This is a genomic window from Saccharothrix luteola (assembly GCF_020859565.1).
Classification (GTDB): domain Bacteria; phylum Actinomycetota; class Actinomycetes; order Mycobacteriales; family Pseudonocardiaceae; genus Actinosynnema; species Actinosynnema luteola.
Genome location: NZ_JAJHUO010000027.1, coordinates 1 through 19,196 on the forward strand (window position 1 = coordinate 1; position 19,196 = coordinate 19,196).

Annotated in this window: 17 protein-coding genes; 9 read left to right on the forward strand and 8 right to left on the reverse strand. The window is 71.3% G+C overall.

Features of this window, described 5'->3' with window-relative positions:
* Positions 1-119: 119 nt before the first annotated feature.
* Complete coding sequence (locus LNK82_RS33205) at positions 120-851, reverse strand: SDR family NAD(P)-dependent oxidoreductase (protein ID WP_230570865.1); 732 nt, start codon at positions 849-851, stop codon at positions 120-122.
* 93 nt (positions 852-944) lie between these two features.
* Between LNK82_RS33205 and LNK82_RS33210 the strand changes: the two genes are divergently transcribed.
* From LNK82_RS33210 to LNK82_RS33235, 6 genes are all read left to right on the forward strand, one after another.
* A complete protein-coding gene (locus LNK82_RS33210) occupies positions 945-1,295 on the forward strand; it encodes an ArsR/SmtB family transcription factor (protein ID WP_308257371.1) in 351 nt (116 codons plus the stop codon).
* Positions 1,296-1,338: 43 nt separating this feature from the next.
* On the forward strand, positions 1,339-1,872 hold the full coding sequence (locus LNK82_RS33215; protein WP_230570866.1) for a hypothetical protein: 534 nt from the start codon (positions 1,339-1,341) through the stop codon (positions 1,870-1,872).
* Between the two features lie 467 nt (positions 1,873-2,339).
* Positions 2,340-3,041, forward strand: a complete 702-nt coding sequence (locus tag LNK82_RS33220; protein WP_230570867.1) for a VIT1/CCC1 transporter family protein — start codon at positions 2,340-2,342, stop codon at positions 3,039-3,041.
* Between the two features lie 140 nt (positions 3,042-3,181).
* The gene (locus LNK82_RS33225; RefSeq protein WP_230570868.1) at positions 3,182-3,394 is read left to right on the forward strand and encodes a hypothetical protein; all 213 of its coding nucleotides are present in this window, start codon (positions 3,182-3,184) and stop codon (positions 3,392-3,394) included.
* Between the two features lie 382 nt (positions 3,395-3,776).
* On the forward strand, positions 3,777-8,264 hold the full coding sequence (gltB, locus tag LNK82_RS33230; protein WP_230570869.1) for a glutamate synthase large subunit: 4,488 nt from the start codon (positions 3,777-3,779) through the stop codon (positions 8,262-8,264).
* A complete protein-coding gene (locus LNK82_RS33235) occupies positions 8,257-9,708 on the forward strand; it encodes a glutamate synthase subunit beta (protein ID WP_230570870.1) in 1,452 nt (483 codons plus the stop codon). The genes gltB and LNK82_RS33235 overlap by 8 nt, the downstream gene beginning before the upstream one ends.
* A gap of 180 nt (positions 9,709-9,888) precedes the next feature.
* Here the strand turns inward: LNK82_RS33235 and LNK82_RS33240 are convergent, their stop codons facing one another.
* The 3 genes from LNK82_RS33240 to LNK82_RS47955 all read right to left on the reverse strand — a co-directional run bounded on the left by LNK82_RS33240 (position 9,889) and on the right by LNK82_RS47955 (position 12,003).
* Entirely contained in the window at positions 9,889-10,497 is a 609-nt protein-coding gene (locus LNK82_RS33240; protein WP_372470717.1) for a DUF4360 domain-containing protein, read from the reverse strand.
* A gap of 110 nt (positions 10,498-10,607) precedes the next feature.
* The gene (locus tag LNK82_RS33245) at positions 10,608-11,225 is read right to left on the reverse strand and encodes a DUF4360 domain-containing protein (RefSeq protein ID WP_230570872.1); all 618 of its coding nucleotides are present in this window, start codon (positions 11,223-11,225) and stop codon (positions 10,608-10,610) included.
* A 259-nt stretch (positions 11,226-11,484) separates the two neighbouring features.
* Positions 11,485-12,003, reverse strand: coding sequence for a MarR family winged helix-turn-helix transcriptional regulator (locus tag LNK82_RS47955; RefSeq protein WP_230570873.1), 519 nt, complete (start codon positions 12,001-12,003; stop codon positions 11,485-11,487).
* Between the two features lie 905 nt (positions 12,004-12,908).
* On the opposite strand from LNK82_RS47955, the gene LNK82_RS48415 reads away from it, so the two are divergent.
* Positions 12,909-13,574: a diguanylate cyclase domain-containing protein gene (locus LNK82_RS48415; RefSeq protein ID WP_372470718.1), complete on the forward strand. Its 666-nt coding sequence runs from the start codon at positions 12,909-12,911 to the stop codon at positions 13,572-13,574.
* Positions 13,575-13,610: 36 nt separating this feature from the next.
* Here LNK82_RS48415 and LNK82_RS33260 read toward each other — a convergent pair whose 3' ends face one another.
* The 3 genes from LNK82_RS33260 to LNK82_RS33270 all read right to left on the reverse strand — a co-directional run bounded on the left by LNK82_RS33260 (position 13,611) and on the right by LNK82_RS33270 (position 15,675).
* Positions 13,611-14,198 (reverse strand): hypothetical protein, encoded by a 588-nt coding sequence (locus LNK82_RS33260; protein ID WP_230570875.1) that lies wholly within the window; start codon positions 14,196-14,198, stop codon positions 13,611-13,613.
* Positions 14,199-14,232: 34 nt separating this feature from the next.
* Positions 14,233-14,805 (reverse strand): hypothetical protein, encoded by a 573-nt coding sequence (locus LNK82_RS33265; protein WP_230570876.1) that lies wholly within the window; start codon positions 14,803-14,805, stop codon positions 14,233-14,235.
* A 231-nt stretch (positions 14,806-15,036) separates the two neighbouring features.
* Complete coding sequence (locus LNK82_RS33270) at positions 15,037-15,675, reverse strand: RhiA family protein (RefSeq protein ID WP_230570877.1); 639 nt, start codon at positions 15,673-15,675, stop codon at positions 15,037-15,039.
* Positions 15,676-16,010: 335 nt separating this feature from the next.
* On the opposite strand from LNK82_RS33270, the gene LNK82_RS33275 reads away from it, so the two are divergent.
* Positions 16,011-16,334 (forward strand): hypothetical protein, encoded by a 324-nt coding sequence (locus tag LNK82_RS33275; RefSeq protein ID WP_230570878.1) that lies wholly within the window; start codon positions 16,011-16,013, stop codon positions 16,332-16,334.
* Positions 16,335-16,719: 385 nt separating this feature from the next.
* On the opposite strand, the gene LNK82_RS33280 is transcribed toward LNK82_RS33275, so the two are convergent.
* The gene (locus LNK82_RS33280; RefSeq protein WP_230570879.1) at positions 16,720-17,691 is read right to left on the reverse strand and encodes a hypothetical protein; all 972 of its coding nucleotides are present in this window, start codon (positions 17,689-17,691) and stop codon (positions 16,720-16,722) included.
* Positions 17,692-17,899: 208 nt separating this feature from the next.
* On the opposite strand from LNK82_RS33280, the gene LNK82_RS33285 reads away from it, so the two are divergent.
* Complete coding sequence (locus LNK82_RS33285) at positions 17,900-19,180, forward strand: serine/threonine-protein kinase (RefSeq protein WP_230570880.1); 1,281 nt, start codon at positions 17,900-17,902, stop codon at positions 19,178-19,180.
* Positions 19,181-19,196: the final 16 nt, after the last annotated feature.

Consider the following 19,196-nt stretch of genomic DNA (forward strand, 5'->3'; position numbering starts at 1 on the left):
GTTCAACGCTCAGGACACGTCCCGCCGTCCTGAGCGTTGAACTCGGGGTACCGGAACGTAGGACACGGGGGCGCTGGAGGTTCGACACGCGGGACCTGAGTGTTCGACACGCGCGGGGGTTAGCCGATGGTGCGGCCGCCGTCGGCTTGGAGCAGTTCGCCGTGGACGTAGGCGGCGCGAGGAGAGGCGAGGAAGACGACGGCCTCGGCGATCTCGCGCGCCGAAGCCGTGCGGCCGAGCGGGGACTTGCGGCCGGTCTCGTCGACGGCGTCGGGGGCGAGGGCCTGCGTCCCCTCGGTCACGGTGGCGCCCGGCGCGATGGCGTTCACGCGGACCCCGGTGCCGCGGAACTCCACGGCCCACGTCCGGGTCAGGGATTCCAGCGCCGCCTTGGTCGCCGAGTACGCCGCCGCGCCCGGCACGGCGAACGAGGTCGCGGACGTCGACACGTTGACCACGCTGCCCCGACCCCGGGCCGCCATGCCCGGCAGCAGCGCGGCGGTCAGGAAGAACGGCGCCCGCACGTTCACGTCGAACAGCCGCTGGAAGCCCTCCTCGTCCTGGTCGACGGTCGCCGCGAACGGGAAGATGCCCGCGTTGTTGACCAGCACGTCCACCTCCCCGACGGCCTCCGCCAACGCACGCACGGACGCCAGGTCCGCCATGTCGGCGGCGAGGAACTTCGCCCGCCCGCCGTCCGCCTCGATCGACGCCACGGTCCGGGCACCGCGCGCCTCGTCCCGCCCCGTGACGATCACCGTCGCGCCACCGGCCGCCAGCAACCGCGCGGTCTCCCGCCCGATGCCCGCCGTGCTGCCCGTGACCAGCGCGAGCTGCCCGTCAAACTCCATGGTCCCCACCTCGTTCGATGTTCGGTGAACATCGAACAACCTACGCCCGCCAGTTCGATGTTCGCAAACCATCGAACATCTAGACTGGGAGACGTGCGCCACGCCGACATCAACCCGGACGTCGATCAGCTCACCCTGACCGACGTCCTCGCGGCGCTCAGCGACCCCCTCCGCGTCGGCCTGGTCCGCCTGCTCGCCGACGGCGAGGAGGTCAACTTCGGCGAGTTCGACGCGCCCGTCGCCAAGTCCACGCTCAGCCACCACCTCAAGGTGCTCAACGCCGCGGGCCTGACCTGGCGGCGCGAGGAGGGCACCCGCTGCTACCTCCGACTCCGCCGCGACGACATCGACGCCCGCTTCCCGCACCTGCTCGACACCGTGCTCGCCGCCGCCGACCGGGACGACGTCGGCAACCACGTCACCACCCCCGGCGCCAAGTGCTGAGCCGAGGGGGCCACGACGCCGGTCCCGCCGGCAGGATGTCCGCGTGACCAGGGGCCTGCAGTACTTCGCCGCGTGGTCGGCGTCGACGGCGGTCGCGGTGGTGCTGTCCTGGCTGGGCATCCGGTTCGTGCTGGACGCGGGCGCGCCCGAACGGCCGCGCGTCGTCGCCGGACCCACGCAGTCGTCGGCGATCACGACGACCACCACCACCACGATCGCCACGACGACGACCACCGTCGCGGTGATCGCCACGATCGCGCCGACCACGACGACGACGGTCGTCCCGACCACCACCACGACCACGCCACCCCTGCCGTCGGAGAACGGCACGTGGACCGAGCGGAACGGTGAACCGGTCTACCTCCGCAGCTTCACCCTGCACGGCGGGGTCGCCGCGATCAGCTTCTCCGCCAAGGACATGGAGCCCATCTCGGCCACCCCGCGCCAGGGCTTCGCCGCCACCGTCGAACAGCCCGCGGACGCCGTCGTGGTCGAGTTCACCGGCGGCGGCCACCGGTCCCGGCTCGAGGCCACCTGGGTCGGCGGACCGCAGTGGCGGATCGTGGAAGCCGGCTGACCGCCCCGCACCAAGCACCCGGTCCTGGACCGCCGGCGCGACCTCGGCGCGCAGCCTCGGCAGCAACGCGTGGGAGGCGTCGCCCCGGCACGCGGTGCCGTCCCAGAAGTCCCGGTGGCCGTGGATCTCCGCCGGCGGGATCGAGTACTGCCGGCAGACCACCGTGCAGGCCCACGACCCAACGGCACCGGCTGTTCAACCGGCGTTCGCGCACCCCACTCGGCGCACCGCTCGATGCGCCGTCGGGCGGCACGGGGCGGCACGGGGCGGCAGCGTGGCCGCGACCGACCCGACCACCGCGCCGAACCCGAGCAGCACCGCACGCCTGCTGACCACCGCTCCCCTGATTCGTCAGCCGGGAGCCGATCAGCCCGGCCCCGGCGGGCGCACCGCTCCCGCTGTCCATGCTTTCACCCGTTCGCGGGACAGACTCCACCCGTTAGCCGAGTGGTGGTTCGATCACGGTCATGACGCACGCCGACGAACCCCACCACGACCTCCCCGGCCGGCTCAACTGGCTGCGCGCCGGCGTCCTGGGCGCCAACGACGGCATCGTGTCGACGGCGGGGCTCGTGGTCGGCGTCGCGGGCGCCACCGCGGACCGCACCACGATCTTCGCGGCGGGCGTGGCCGGGCTCGTCGCGGGCTCGCTGTCCATGGCGGGCGGCGAGTACGTGTCGGTCAGCACCCAGCGGGACACCGAGCGGGCCGCGCTCCGGCTCGAGGCGCGTGAGCTGCGCGAGATGCCCGAGGAGGAGGAACGCGAGCTCGCCGGGATCTACCAGGACAAGGGGCTGTCGGAGGACCTCGCCGCGCAGGTCGCCCGCGAGCTGACCGAGCAGGACGCCCTGCGCGCGCACGCCGAGGCCGAGCTGCAGATCGACCCGGACAACCTGACCAGCCCGTGGCAGGCCGCGTGGGCGTCGCTGGCGGCGTTCGCGGTCGGCGCGCTGATCCCGCTGGTCGCGATCGTGCTGCCGCCGACCGCGTGGCGGGTGTGGGCGTGCGCGCTGGCCGTGCTGGGCGGGCTGGTGCTCACCGGTGTGGTCAGCGCCCGCCTCGGGGCGAGCCGGGTCGGCCGCGCGGTGCGCCGCAACGTGGTCGTCGGGTCGCTCACGATGATCGTCACGTACTACGTCGGCCTCCTGTTCGGAGTAACGGTCGGCTGACCCCGATCACGCTGCGCGCACGGCCTCGCGAGCCCGTCGAAAAAAGTCGTCACCTGAAGGTGTGAGGTACGCAAAGTGCGGGTACCCGCAGCCGACTTGTCGCCGTCGAGCGCGGCAGGCCCGGACTGGAGGTGCGCGCCGTGACCCACCCACCGACATCGTTGCCCCTCCTGCGCGGCGTGAAGGCCGAACGCCGGCTCTGGGCGCTGCTCGCGGCGCTGTTCGCGCTGGTCTCGGGCGTCAACGTGATCTTGGCCGTAAGCGAGGCCGCGTGGTGGCAGGGCGCGCTCGCGGCGCTGTGCCTCGTCGTCGCGGTGGGCTGCGGACGGGAGTCCAGAAGAGCAGCCAGCTGATTTCACCTGGCACTGAAGTTGCGAAACTGAGCGAAACTCTGGTCCGACCGGGTGTACCCGGTTGGTCGGAACGGCGTCAAGTAGTGGTGTGATTCACCACGACGCCCTGTCGGACTAGAGCCATAACCGCGAATTCACACTATCGTCACAAGACCCCGGCAATCCCGGTGCACCGCCAAGCGCTCCCGAACGGCCCCATCCGGTCGCGAGGCGCGCACGAGCAAGTGCAGTTCTCCCGCACAACGGAGTGCGGAACCCACGCCGACGATCTCTCGGGCGTGGGTCCACAGCCAGTACCTGCAGGCCGAGTTGTCCGCGTCAAGCCGCGCGCGGGCGTTCGGCCGTCTCCGTATGCCCGGACGACGCCACGGGAGGGCCCGTTGTGACCCACCACCAGCCGCAAGGCCTTTACGACCCGCAGTACGAGCACGACGCCTGCGGTGTCGCGTTCGTCGCCGACCTGGCCGGTCGCAGAAACCACGCGATCGTCAACCAGGCCCTGGTGGCGCTGCGCAACCTCGAACACCGGGGAGCGCGTGGCGCCGAACCGGAGACCGGCGACGGCGCGGGCATCCTGATCCAGGTGCCCGACGAGTTCTACCGCGAGGTCGTCGGCTTCCCCTTGCCCGAGCCCGGCGGCTACGCGGTCGGCACCGCGTTCCTCCCCCAGGAGGGTCAGGACGAGGTCAAGGGGCAGATCGAGCGCATCGCCGCCGAGGAGGGCGCGACGGTCCTCGGGTGGCGCGAACTGCCGGTGGACGCCGACCACGTCGGCCCCACGGCGAAGACCACCATGCCCGCGTTCAGCCAGCTCTTCCTCAGCGGCGCGGAAGGCCTGGAACTGGAACGCCTGGCGTTCGTGGTGCGCAAGCGCGTCGAGCACGCGACCGACGTGTACTTCCCGAGCCTGTCCGGGCGGACGATCGTCTACAAGGGCATGCTCACCGAGCCGCAGGTGGAGAAGTTCTTCCCCGACCTGACCGACGAGCGGGTCACCAGCTCGATCGGCCTGGTGCACTCGCGGTTCTCCACCAACACGTTCCCGTCGTGGCCGCTGGCCCACCCGTACCGGTACGTGGCGCACAACGGCGAGATCAACACGTTGCGCGGCAACCGGAACTGGATGGACGCGCGCGAGTCGATGCTCGCCACCGACCTGATCCCCGGTGACCTGTCCCGGGTGTTCCCGGTCATCACGCGCGGCGCCAGCGACTCGGCGACGTTCGACGAAGTGCTGGAGCTGCTGCACCTGGGCGGGCGCAGCCTGCCGCACGCGGTGCTGATGATGATCCCCGAGGCGTGGGAGAACCACGCCGAGATGGACGCGCAACGGCGCGCGTTCTACGAGTTCCACTCCACTCTCATGGAGCCGTGGGACGGCCCGGCGCTCGTGGCCTTCACCGACGGCACGCTGATCGGCGCGGTGCTCGACCGCAACGGCCTGCGCCCGGCCCGGTACTGGGTCACCGAGGACGGCCTGGTCGTGCTCGGCAGCGAGGCGGGCGTGCTCGAGCTCGACCCGGCCACGATCGTGCGCAAGGGCAGGCTCGAGCCGGGCCGGATGTTCCTGGTCGACACCGCCCAGGGGCGGATCATCGACGACGAGGAGATCAAGGGGCAGCTCGCGGCCGAGCACCCGTACCAGGAGTGGGTCGCCGACGGCATCCTGCACCTGGCCGACCTCCCGGCGCGTGAGCGCGAGGTGCCGACGCACTCGTCCCTGGTGCGCCGTCAGCAGGCGTTCGGCTACACGGAAGAGGAAATGGCGCTGCTGCTGCGCCCGATGGCGCGCTCCGGCGCGGAACCGATCGGCTCGATGGGCAACGACGCGCCCTTCGCGCCGCTGTCGGACCGGCCGCGGCAGCTGTTCGACTACTTCACGCAGCTCTTCGCGCAGGTGACCAACCCGCCGCTGGACGCGATCCGCGAGGAGCTGGTGACCTCGCTGCACGCCACGCTCGGCGCCGAGCCGAACCTGCTCGCCGTCGACGCCACGTCGTGCCGCCGGATCTCGTTGCCGTTCCCCGTGCTGGACAACGACGAGCTGGCCAAGCTCGTGCACGTGGACGACGACGGCACGCTGCCGGAGTTCCGCACGTTCACCGTGCGCGGCCTCTACGAGGTCGCGGGCGGCGGCGAGGCGCTCGTGCGGCGGCTGGACGAGATCCGGGCCGAGGTGTCGCAGGCGATCCGGGACGGCGCGCGGCTGGTCGTGCTGTCGGACCGGGGCGTCGACCAGGAGCACGCGCCGATCCCGTCGCTGCTGCTGACCGGCGCGGTGCACCACCACCTGGTGCGGGAGAAGACCCGCACCCAGGTCGACCTGATCGTGGAGTCGGGCGACGCCCGCGAGGTGCACCACATCGCGCTGCTCGTCGGCTACGGCGCGAAGGCGGTGAACCCGTACCTGGCGATGGCGTCGGTCGAGGAGCTGCCGGACGTCGAGCCGGAGGTGGCCACCCGCAACCTGATCAAGGCGCTGGGCAAGGGCGTGCGCAAGACGATGTCCAAGATGGGCGTCTCGACCGTGGCGTCCTACACCGGCGCGCAGATCTTCGAGGCGATCGGCCTCGGCGACGAGGTCGTGGACACGTGCTTCACCGGCACCACCTCGCGGCTGGGCGGCGTCGGCTTCGACGTCATCGCCGAGGAAGTCGCGCGGCGGCACCGGATGGCGTTCCCGGCCGACGGCGTCCGGGCGCACCACCGCGAGCTGGAGGTCGGCGGCGACTACCAGTGGCGCCGCGAGGGCGAGGCGCACCTGTTCAACCCGCAGACCGTGTTCAAGCTCCAGCACTCCACGCGCACCGGGCGTTACGACATCTTCAAGGAGTACACCCGGGGCGTGGACGAGCAGGCCAAGCGGCTGATGACGCTGCGCGGGCTGTTCGCGTTCAAGGAGGGCGTGCGCGAGCCGGTGCCGATCGACGAGGTCGAGCCGGTCTCGTCCATCGTGAAGCGGTTCGCCACCGGCGCCATCTCCTACGGGTCCATCTCGAAGGAGATGCACGAGGTGCTGGCCATCGCGATGAACCGGCTGGGAGCGAAGTCCAACACCGGTGAGGGCGGTGAGGACGCCGAGCGGTTCACCCCCGACGCCAACGGGGACTCCCGGCGCAGCGCCATCAAGCAGGTGGCGTCCGGCCGGTTCGGCGTCACGAGCGAGTACCTGGTCAACGCCGACGACATCCAGATCAAGATGGCGCAGGGCGCGAAGCCCGGCGAGGGCGGCCAACTGCCCGGCGCGAAGGTGTACCCGTGGATCGCCAAGACCCGGCACTCCACGCCCGGCGTCGGCCTGATCTCGCCGCCGCCGCACCACGACATCTACTCGATCGAGGACCTGGCGCAGCTCATCCACGACCTGAAGAACGCCAACCCGGCGGCGCGCATCCACGTGAAGCTCGTCTCCGAGGTCGGCGTCGGCACGGTCGCGGCGGGCGTCTCCAAGGCGCACGCGGACGTCGTGCTGATCTCCGGCCACGACGGCGGCACCGGCGCGTCCCCCCTGTCGTCCATCAAGCACGCGGGCGGGCCGTGGGAGCTCGGCCTGGCCGAGACGCAGCAGACGTTGCTCGCCAACCGGTTGCGCGACCGGATCGTGGTGCAGACCGACGGCCAGCTCAAGACCGGGCGCGACGTGGTGATCGCGGCGCTGCTCGGCGCGGAGGAGTTCGGCTTCGCCACCGCTCCCCTGGTCGTCTCGGGCTGCGTCATGATGCGGGTCTGCCACCTGGACACCTGCCCGGTGGGCGTGGCCACGCAGAACCCGGTGCTGCGGGCGAAGTTCGCGGGCCAGGCCGAGCACGTGGTGAACTTCTTCGAGTTCGTCGCGCAGGAGGTCCGGGAGCTGTTGGCGCAGCTGGGTTTCCACACCCTGGCCGAGGCCGTCGGGCACGCGGACCTGCTCGACACGCGGGCCGCGGTCGACCACTGGAAGGCGGCCGGGCTCGACCTGTCGCCGATCTTCCACGTGCCGCCGTTGCCCGAGGGCGCGGCGCGGCACCGCACCACCTCCCAGGACCACGGCCTGGACAAGGCGCTGGACAACACGCTGATCCAGCTCGCGGAGGGCGCGATCGCCTCCGGTGACCGGGTGCGGCTGGAACTGCCGGTGCGCAACGTCAACCGCACCGTCGGCACCATGCTCGGCTCCGAGGTGACAAAGCGGTGGGGCGGCGAGGGCCTGCCCGACGACACGATCGACATCACGTTCACCGGCACGGCCGGGCAGTCGTTCGGCGCGTTCCTGCCGCGCGGCATCACGTTGCGGCTCATCGGCGACGCGAACGACTACGTGGCCAAGGGCCTGTCGGGCGGGCGGATCGTCGTCCGGCCGGTGCCCGACGCCCAGTTCGCCGCCGAGCAGCACATCATCGCGGGCAACGTGATCGGCTACGGCGCGACCGGCGGCGAGATCTTCCTGCGCGGCAAGGTCGGCGAGCGGTTCTGCGTGCGCAACTCGGGCGCGCTGGCCGTCGTCGAGGGCGTGGGCGACCACGGGTGCGAGTACATGACCGGCGGCCGGGTGGTCGTGCTCGGCGCGACCGGGCGCAACTTCGCGGCGGGCATGTCCGGCGGCATCGCCTACGTGCTGGACGCGGCCGTGCAGCGGGTCAACCCCGAGATGGTGGACCTGGACCCGGTGGACGAGTCGGACCGCGAGTTCCTGCGGCGCGCGGTGGAGAAGCACTACCTGGAAACGGACTCGGCGGTGGCGCACGCGCTGCTGGCCGACTGGGACCTGGCCGCGGACCGGTTCACGAAGGTCATGCCGAAGGACTACAAGCGGGTGCTGGCGGCACAGGCCCGGGCCGAGCTCGAAGGCCGGGACGTCAACGAAGCGATCATGGAGGCGTCTCATGGCTGACCCTCGTGGGTTCCTCACCACCGAGCGTGAGACTCCGCGCAGCCGTCCCGTTTTCCTGCGCCTGCGCGACTGGCGCGAGGTGTACGAGGAGTTCGAGCGGCCCAAGCTGGAGAAGCAGGCCGGCCGGTGCATGGACTGCGGCATCCCGTTCTGCCACCAGGGCTGTCCGCTGGGGAACCTGATCCCCGAGTGGAACAACCTGGTGTTCAGCGACGACTGGCGCAAGGCGTCGGACCGGCTGCACGCGACCAACAACTTCCCGGAGTTCACCGGGACGTTGTGCCCGGCGCCGTGCGAGGCCGCGTGCGTGGTGGGGATCAACGGCGATCCCGTCACCATCAAGCGGGTCGAGATCTCCATCATCGACCGGGCGTGGGACGAGGGTTGGGTCACGCCCCAGCTGCCCGCCACGCGCACCGGCCGTTCGGTGGCCGTGGTGGGTTCCGGGCCGGCGGGCCTGGCCGCCGCGCAACAGCTGACCCGGGCCGGTCACTCGGTCGTGGTGCTGGAGCGGGCCGACGCGATCGGCGGGCTGCTGCGCTACGGCATCCCCGAGTTCAAGATGGAGAAGTGGCGGCTGGACCGCCGGTTGGACCAGATGCGGGCCGAGGGCACCGAGTTCCGGACGAACGTGAACGTCGGCGTCGACGTCACCGTCGAGCAGCTGCGGGAGTCCTACGACGCGGTGGTGCTGGCCGGCGGCGCGACGGCGTGGCGGGACCTGCCGGTGCCCGGCCGGGCGCTGACGGGCGTGCACCAGGCGATGGAGTACCTGCCGGGGGCCAACAAGGTCGCGCGCGGCGAGCTGGACGCGCCGCCGATCACCGCTGAGGGCAAGCACGTCGTCGTCATCGGCGGCGGCGACACCGGCGCGGACTGCGTCGGCACGGCCCACCGCCAGGGCGCGTTGTCGGTGACGCAGCTGGAGATCATGCCCCGGCCGCCGGAGAAGCGCGCCGAGGCGCACCCGTGGCCGACCTACCCGATGCTCTACCGGGTCTCGTCGGCGCACGAGGAGGGCGGCGAGCGGCTGTACTCGGTGTCCACCGTGGAGTTCCTCGGCGACGACGAGGGCGCGGTGCGGGCATTGAAGCTGGTCGAGGTCGAGGCGTCCGGCGGGCGGTTCGAGCCGGTGCCCGGCAGCGAGCGGGAGATCCCGGCGCAGCTGGTGACGCTGGCGATGGGCTTCGTCGGTCCGGAGAAGGACGGCCTGCTCACCGAGCTGGGCGTCGACCTCGACGCGCGCGGCAACGTGGCCCGCGACGAGCAGTTCGCCACCTCGGTCGACGGCGTGTTCGTGGCCGGCGACATGGGCCGCGGCCAGTCGCTGATCGTGTGGGCCATCGCCGAGGGCCGCTCGGCCGCCGCCGGCGTGGACGCCTACCTGACGGGCCGGGCCGTGCTGCCCAGGCCGATCGAGCCGACCGACCGGCCGCTCGTGTGACTCGTCCCCGGTCGCACAACGACGTGCGGCCGGGGACGGCCTTCCCGCCCGGCCGGACAGCGTGGTCCGGCCGCGCGGGAAGTCGGATCGGCGCGTGCGCCAACCGGTCGAGCCTTTCGCGCACGCGCTCACGCGGGCCGGTCCGGTGGGTGGGGCCCACCACTCACCGGGCCGGTTCGCTCACGGGCAGGTCTTCCAGGCGAAGTGGTACGTCGTCTCGACGCTGCCGTCCGTGGAGTCCATGGACATGAAGCTGGTGGTCGTCGTGGTGTCGGACGACCCGGCGCCCACCCGCAACTCCGTGTTGATGTTGAACAGCCGTTGCTCGCCGCACGGGTGGTAGACGATCGCGGCGAGTTCGGTGGTGTCGGTGGCCTGCCAGTCGTCGCTGAACGGTCCCGCGTAGCTGTGGCTCCGGTACGCCGTCGGCGACATGCCCTGGAAGTAGTAGTTGGCCCGTTCCAGACCGGTCGCGCCCCGCTCGAGGTGGGCGAAGCCGCGGTAGTCGGTTTGCGCGATGCCGTAGGTGAACCCCTGTGGGATGTTCAGCCTCAGGTTGAGCTGGCAGTTCTTCCGGAAGTCGGTGGGCAGTGCGCCTACGCCCACCTGCGCCATGAACTGGCTGTAGGTGACGGTGAACGCCTTGTTGTCCGGTGAGACCGCCACGGCCGCGGTACCGGCCGGGCATCCGGAGCCGTTGACGGTCACCACGTCGATGGTCATGTGATCCGGCGGCGGGGTGGTGTTCGGCGCCCCGCCGGGAGGAATGACGATCACCGCCGCCGCCATGGTGACGGCCGCCACGAAATTGAACATGCAGCACCTTCCGACTCGTCGATGAGCACGGTATCGGCGGCGAATTGACGCAAGTCCCTGGCCCGGTCACCAATCGGGCCGCCCTAGCACCGCTTCCACGAGAAGTGGTACGTGGTGCTCACGTTGCTGTCGGTCGAGTCCATCACCATGAAACTGGTTCCGGTCGACGTGCCGGCGGTGACCCGGAGTTCGGTGTTGATGTTGAACATCCGCTGTTCGCCGCACGGCGCGTACACGATGGCGTCCCATTCCGTGGCGTCCGTCGCCTGCCAGTTGTCGCTGTAGGGCCCGGCGTAGGAATGGCTCTTCCGGGCCGTCGGCGACATGCCCTGGAAGTAGTAGCTGCCCTGCTCCATGCCCACCGCGCCGCGCTGGAGGTGCGCGAACCCGCGGTAGTCGGCCTTGGCGATGCCGTAGGTGAAGCCCTGGGGGTAGTTCAAATCCAGCGTGAGCTGGCAGTTCTTCCGGAAGTCCGTCGGCTCGGAGTCGGCGCCGGCCTGCGCGAGGAACTGGCTGTAGGTGACGGTGAAGGCGGTGCGGTCGGGCGAGGCGGCGACCGCCGCGGTGCCGGCCGGGCAACCGGATCCGTTCACGGTCCTGACCTGGACCGTGACGTATTCGGGCGCGGTCTCGACCATTGTTCCACCGGATGGGACGAGCGCGGACAGGGTCAATGCAGCCGCGGCCACTGAGGTCAGCATGAACGGCCTTTCTCGTACGGGGTCGAGTGCGGTGTGACGGCGGTTACAGGACCGTAGCGCAATGCGACGAGAGCCTTGCTCCCCCATTCGAGTGGAACCGCTCCCAGATATTGGGAAGAATGTTTCCCCGAAGAAATGCCGACGCCCTTTCCAGTCCACCGGGCATACCCCGCCCGTGAATTCGACGGTGATCGCAGGCAATCCGCACGCCGTTCGTTGAAATTGCGACGACATTGCGAAAAACCGCGTCTCGACCGGACTACCTCGGACGGGCGGCGGCCACTCGTCGGATCAATTGCACCATCTGCGCGCGCTCGTCGGAGTCCAGCACCTCGAACCAGCGCGCCTCGCGCGCGTTCTGGTGCGGGAAGACGCCCGACACCGCTGTGCGGCCCTCCTCGGTGAGCGCGACGAACACCACGCGCCGGTCCTGGCCGTCCCTGGTCCGCTCGACCAGCCCGGCCCGCTCCAGCGTGTTGATCAGGTTGGACATCGCCGACCTGGTCGTGCCGGACAGGTCGGCCAGCCGCGCGGGCTGGGTCGGGCCCAGGATCCACAGCTTGAACATCAACCGGAACCCGGGCATGGTCCACCCCTGCTCGCGGTGCACCAGCGCCTCGTAGTCGGTGATCATCATGTACGCCAGGTGCAGCACGTTGTACGAGAGGCCGAACGCGTCCGCGTCGCCTCCCAACTCGCCGATCCGGTGCCGGGCGAACCGCTCGTACTCCTGCTCCGTCGCCACGTCGGCCGCGACGGGAACCTCCTGCTCTGCCACCCGCCGATCCTCCCAGGGCGACCCGGCCGAAGGCACCGGAATGCGGCACACTGACCGACGTGATCGGGACGAGGCGGTTCGCCATCACGGCCGCGGTCGTGGTGGCGATCGCCACCGCCGCGTCCGTGGCCGCGAGCTTCGACGTCGTCAAGGGCGAGGGCGCGGTGGTCCTCGACGACCTCGCCCAGCTCGCCACCGGCCTGTTCGCCACCGGTTGCTGCTGGTGGACGGCCCGCCGCGCGACCGGGCCGGACCGCCGTTGGCGGCTGGCGATGGGGTTCGGCATGGCGGGCTGGTCCACCGGCCAGGCGTTGTGGACGTGGTACCAGTTGATCGAGCGGCGCGCGGTGCCGTCACCGTCGCCGGCGGACGCCGGGTACCTCAGCATCGTGCCGTTCGCGTTCGTCGCGCTGCTCGTCATCGGCAACTTCCGCCGGTCGGACTCCCCCGACGCGCTGCTCGACCGCCGCTCCCGCAGCGCCCGGCTGGTGCTGCTGCTGGACGGCCTGATCGTGGTCGGGTCGCTGTTCGTGCTGACGTGGACCACGTCGCTCGGCGGGCTGGTCGCGGCCGGGAACCCGGGTTCGGCGGCGTTCCTGGTGGCCATCGCCTACCCGGTGACGGACCTGGTGCTGCTGGTGATCGTGGTGGCGCTGAGCGCGGACCGCAAGGTCGTGCTGCGACCGCAGCTGCGGTTGTTGGGCCTCGGGCTGGTGGGCCTGGCCGCGTCCGACTTCGCGTTCGCCTACCTGGTCAGCGTCCAGGCGCCGGAGGTGCCGCCGCTGGCCAACGCCGGGTTCGTGGTGGGACCGGCGCTGATCGCGCTGGCGGCGCTGGCGCCCGTGCCGTCGCCGTCGACCGGCCCGAGCCGCAACCGGCGGCCGTGGCAGTGGGCCTACCTGCTGATGCCGTACGTGCCCTTACTGATCAGCACCGTGCTGGTGCTCCGGCGCACGATCATCGGCGACCTCGGGCCGTTGGACGCGGTGGAGATCGGCTGCGGCTTCACGGTGTTCGTCGCGGTGATCCTGCGGCAGCTGGTGACCCTTGTGGACAACACGAAGCTCGTGCTGCTGCTGCGCGAGTCCGAGCGCACCCTGACGCACCAGGCGCACCACGACCCGTTGACCGGGCTGGCCAACCGGGCGCTGTTCGAGCGCAGGCTGGACGAGGCGATGGCCGGGCACCACGGCGAGGGCACGCCGTTCGGGCTGCTGTTCGTGGACCTCGACGACTTCAAGGCGGTCAACGACGTCTCCGGCCACGCGCACGGCGACGCGATGCTCGAACGGGTGGCGCAGCGGCTGCGGCAGTGCGTCCGCGACACCGACGTGGTGGCCCGGCTCGGCGGCGACGAGTTCGGCGTGCTGGTCGAAGGGCTGGAGGAGCCGGAGAAGGTGGCGTTCCGCATCCTCGACGCGCTCGGCGAGGAGATCAGCGCGTCGGTCGGCGTGGTGATCTGCGCCGACCACGACCCCGAGGCCACCGCCGCGTCCGTGCTCAGCCGTGCGGACAAGGCCATGTACGAGGCGAAGCGCGACGGCGGCCGGGGTCTGGTCATCCACTCGTAGGGCCGGGCCGCCGGACGGCCCGGCCCCACCTCCGACTCAGTGGATCTCGAGGTCGCTCCACCACTGGACGGCGACCAGGGGATTCCCGCCGGCGAACCTGACGGTGAAGCCCGGGGCCCGGTCGTGGTCGGCGTAGTAGGGGCCGATGCCCAGCGCGATGACGACCCTCCCGCGGCTCGCGGGATCGGGGAGCAGGGCCGGGTCGACCCGGTGGAGCAGGGCGACGTCCGTGCTCAGCGCGGCGTGGTAGTCGGTCCAAGCCGTGGTGGAGGACTCGCACCTGAGCTGCATCACGATGAGTGGCGGAGCCTGCTCGTCGACGTTCTCGTCCACGTTGAAGACCAGGTCCGCCCGCTCGACGCGCTCGCCGGGCCGCCGTCGGAAGACCGGCACGGCGGCCTGCCCGGTCCAGACCTGGCCGACCTCGGTCATGACGTCTAGCGGGTCGAGCCTGCCGGTGGTGTCGCGCAGGTTCCGCTGCAACCACTTGGCGAACTGGTTGTGCGCCCACCCGTCCCAATCCCCGGCGAACCGGATGACCTCGTTGATCAGCGGCTGCTCCTCGTCAACCCACTGAGCGACCTTGTCGACGGCCTCGTGGGGGTCGAGCGTGAGTTTCGACATCCGTGTGCTCCTCGCAGGTGGGGTGGAAAGCGGGTCAGCCGACCAGGCCGGGGTCGGCCCACCACTGCACGGCGTACTGGCGTCCGGCGCTCTCGACCCGGTAGCCCGCGGCGGGGCGGAGGCCGGGCTCGTTGAAGCAGATGCCCAGCGACAGCACCATCACGTTCTCCGGGCCGAACGCGTCGTCGACGTCCGGGTTGACGCCGTAGAGCTTGGTGACGTCACGGCTCAGCCCGGCGCGGAACGCGGGCCACGGCTGTTTGGGCGACTGGCACTTCAGCTCCGTGATGATCACCGGCGGCTCGGCCTCCACGGTCGGGCTGAGCGCGTTGAACACGATGTCCGCGCGCTGCTGAGGGCTGTCGAAGACCGCGATCGAGCCCTCGCCGGTCGGGATGTGGTTGGCCTCGGTGAGCACGTCGAGCGGGTTATTGTTGCGCAGCCGCAGCTTGAGCTGGCCCTGCAGCCACAGCGCGAACTGGTTGCGGGCCCAGCCTTCCCAGCCGCCCGCGAACAGGGAGAGGGCTTCGATCGTCGGTTGTTCGACCTGGATCCACTCGATGAGGGCCTTGATCACGTCGACCGGGCCGATGGTGTTGTAAGCCATGACTTCACTCCTGGGGGGAGAGGGGAGAGAGGGGGCGCAGAGCGCGCCGGGGGAGTCGCGCTCTGCGCCCGGGACGACGGGCCGGTGTGGTGGGGGCACCCGGGCTGTCGAGCTGGGCGGGTCGTGGACGCCTCCGGAGCTCGACCCCGTCGTCCTTCGCGGTGCGCCGGAGGGGCCTTCCGGCGCACGGGTCCTACGGCAGACCGGGGAGAGATCCGGTCAGGGGTGTGCTCAGGCCGCGACCGACTGCGTGCCGGTGCTGATCGACCACGTGTTGTCCGGGTGCAGCACCGCGGTCATCTCGAAGCCCGCGTTGTAGTCCAGTTCCACGGTGTTGCTGATCTGCTCGACGTCGAGCACCTCGCCGTGGACGTAAGTGCCCGCGGTGAGCCAGTAGCTGGGGTGCGGCGTGAAGACGAGGTTCTCGTTGGGCTGCGCCTGCACCGCGAACACGCCGGAGTTCGACATGCCGATGCCGACCGAGGCGCCGTCGGCGGGCACCGTCGGCAGTTCCCGGATGTAGAGGCTGCCGAGCTCCGGCACGCCGAACGCCTTGCCGGGCACGAAGCGGTGCGCGCCGTCGGTGTAGTCGAACAGGATCTGGTTCGTGGTCAGGTCCTGCGGGTTGGCCCGCCGGATCTCCTGCGCGCGGAACCGCGTGCCCGGCTTGAGCGAACCCGTGTACGACCACACGAAGCTGTAGTCGAGGGTCCACTCGAAGGTCACGGTGGTGCCCGGCCACGCCGGCGCGGTCAGCCAGGCCAGCGACATGGCGTTGCGCACGCCGAGGTCCACGGGCTGCTGATAGACGCACAGGTCTTGGAACTGGGTAGATTCATTGCGGACCGTCAGTGAGTACTGGGTTGGCATGGCAGCACAACTCCTTCAAGAGGAGACGATTCGGATAAATTCGAACGAGGGCGCGGAATGGTCGGGCGCAGTGCGACCGGTCGCGGGCCGGTCGATCCCACCGCGTTCCTCCGTGCTCGGAACGGCCGGCCGGTCAACGCATTCGGTATTTCTCATTTTCGCTTTGTCGGTCCGTCCGCCTAAACCAGTACACGCCGGCGATCGCAGGGCGTCAAGCGACCGGCCTTCACCCGATACGTCGACGTCGCATTCACCTGACTTGGCCTCCGGAAGCGCCGGGCACGCCTTTGCGCAACGTGAAAACGGCAGGCGACCCGTAACGAAAGTCGCGCGAATTGAATTGCCAGCAGTGTCGGAAGGAGTTCGCCGAGCGGAGCACCGGCCGGCCCCGTCGGTACTGCTCGTCGGCGTGCCGGCAGCGCGCGTTCCGGGCCAGGCGGGTCTCCGAGCGGTCGGCGGTGGCGCTGCCCGGTCAGGTGGAGGCGCTCGCCGCCGAACTCCGGGACAACGCCGAGGTCATCCGCTTCCTCGCCCGCGGCTGGACCCCGGTGGAGCCCGAGATGTCCCTGTCCGACCTGATCGAGACCACCGCGGACCTCGCCGAGCGGTTACGGGAACTGGGCGGTCGCCTGGCCGACGCGCCGTCCGGGCACGGGTGACGCAACGCGCGACGCAACTCCGTAGGCGAACCCGCCCGCGGGTGACGCCCGAAGGCCTGACGACGACCGTTGGAGGGGCGCCGTCCGGCCCGACACCGGGTTCGCCCGCGGCTCACCGGGCCGGTCCGCTCGGTTGGGCAAGGTCGGGCACGAGGTCGGGCCGGGGTTGTGCCTGACGGCGCGCAACCCCCACGGCGGGCCTGTGACCAGGCAGTTCAACGCCACCCCAGTTTCCTGCAAGCGCCGACGGGCATGCTCGACGTCGCCGGGAGGACGTCAGGGGAGCGTTCGACCGGGGACGGAGCCGGTCGAGGCCCGGCGGCCCCCAGACCGCCGCCTCCCGGCTCCGTTCGGGCCGACGTCGCGGCGCGCGGCGGCCCGGTCGTCACTTCGGCAGGCCGGCCCACACCTCCGCCGCGACGACCCTCGCCGCGGCACAGGCGTCCTCGACCGCCGCGCCGGTCGGCAGGGCGACGGTGACGAGCGCGAGCTCGCTCAACCCGTCCTCGAACGGGATGTGGGTGGTCTCCGCGCCGCACAGCACGAGCGACGACGTGGTCAACCCGGACATCACGGTGGGGCGTCCGGCGACGTCCTCGACCTTGCTGTTCCCGCCGTTGGGTTCGGTCGGCGTGCCCACCGAGTACGTGACCCGCACCCTCGGCGGCGTCGTCGTGCCGTCCGGGCTCCACCGGCACTGGTGGCCCGCCGGGTAGGGCCACGCACGCGAACCCGCCAGCCCGGGCAGCCGCGCGACCGTCGCGTCCGACAGCCCGCGGCACGCGTGCACCGGCCCGAGGGACTTCGCCGCGAACCGCCGGTGCTCCACGTCACCCGCGAGCACGCGGTCGGCGACGGCGCGCACCACGACGTCGGCGACCTCGCACAGCCGCGTCGCGGCCACGTCCACGTCCGAGTAGTTGTCGACGGTCACGTTCAGCGCCACGAGGTCGGCGAACACCAGGCCGCGCTGGCACTGCACGCTGCCGCCCCGGATCTCGACGATCCGCAGTTCCTTGTACGGCACCAACGGCCCGTCGAACACGGCCTCGTGCAGCACCCGGTCGAGCCCGCCCGCCACCACGTCGAGCACCGCACCGCCCGTGGACACCTTGAGCAGGCAGTGGTCGAAGGACTCGACCGGCGCCACCGACGCCTCGCCGAACGCCGCCACGTCCGCCGGCTCCACCTGGCCGCACGGGTCGACCGACGCCAGGTCGCCGAGCAGCACCTCGGCGGTGCGCGGGGGAGGTTCCGGGAACGTCGGGTTCGGCACCGGCACGGCGATCCCGGGCACGGTGGCGCTGCACCCGACGAGCAGTGCCGATAACAGGACGACGCCAAGCGCTCTCGCCATGACGGAAGGGTAGGCGACGATCATCCGCGCACGACACGACTTCACCCGAGCGCCACGCGGTTCGGACCACGTCCGTCGACCGCCGCGGCACCACGGCCGACGGGGTCATCACCGCCACGACCGCCGAACCGAGGCGCGCTCACCTGTTTGCCGCCGGCGTGATCAGGGCATTCGGAACTGTCCCCGCTCACGCGACCGGAGGTACGAGGTGTCACCCTCGGCAGGCGAGAACGTGCTGGCCGACCGCTACCAGCTGATCGAGCCGATCGGGATCGGCGGCATGGCCGAAGTCCACCGGGCCTGGGACACCGTGCTGCGGCGGCACGTCGCGGTCAAGCTGGTGCAGCCCGGTTTCGACCCCGAGGCCGCCCGGCGGTTCGACAACGAGGTCCACCTCCTGGCCGGGCTCACGCACCCCGCGCTCGTGTCGGTCTACGACGCCGACACCACGGCGGCGATACCGTTCGTCGTGCTGCGGCTGGTGGAGGGCCGGACCCTGCACGACCGCCTGGTCCTCGGACCGCTGCCGCTGCACGAAGTGCGCCGACTCGGCGCCCGGCTGGCCGACGCGCTGGCGCACGTGCACGCGCACGGCCTCGTGCACCGCGATGTGAAGCCGGCGAACATCCTGCTCGACCACGAGGACGACGCCTACCTGGCGGACTTCGGCCTGGCCCACCTGACCGGCGCCACCCGGCTGACCCGCACCGACCAGCTCGTCGGGACCGCCGGTTACCTCGCCCCGGAACAGGTGCTCGGCCAGGAGATCGGCCACCCGACCGACGTCTACGCCCTGGGACTGGTGCTCCTGGAGTGCCTGACCGGACGGCGCGAGTACGAGGGCGGTGACGTGGAGGCGGCGGTCGCCCGGCTGCACCGCCCGCCGGTGATCCCCGACCACCTGCCCGCCGACCTCCGCGACCTGGTGGCGCGGATGACCTCCGCGGCACCGGAGGACCGGCCCACCGCGCACGACTGCGCGCGGGTCCTGGCGGGCGCGGCCCTGCCGCCCGACGACGGGGCCGAGGCGGACACCGAGGAGCTGCCGCGTGCGGCGACCCGCCCTTCGTGGCAGGTGCTCGTGGCCTCGGCGGGCGCGCTGGTCGGCGCGTTCGGGATCACGATGGCCGCGATCTCGGCCGACCGACCGACGACCCCCGCACCGCCCGCGTCCACCACGCAGCAGGCGTCACCCGGCACGGTGGGGTCGTCGGACGCGCCGCGGGACCAGGCCGAGCCCCAGTTCGTCGTCACGCCGCAAGCCACGGGCACCGCTCCGCCGTCGACCACTCCCCCGCAGCCGACGTCCCAGGCCGACCACCCGCCGGCCGAGGACACGGTGGAACCGGCGGCCGGGCCGGACGGTGGCACGACGCAGCCCGTCGTCACCACCACCGACCCGCCGACCACGGCCCCGCCGACCACCACGTCCGTGAGCCCGGAACCCGAGCCGGAACCGTCGGTCCAGCCGACCGAGGACGGGACCTGACACCACCGGGCGGCGC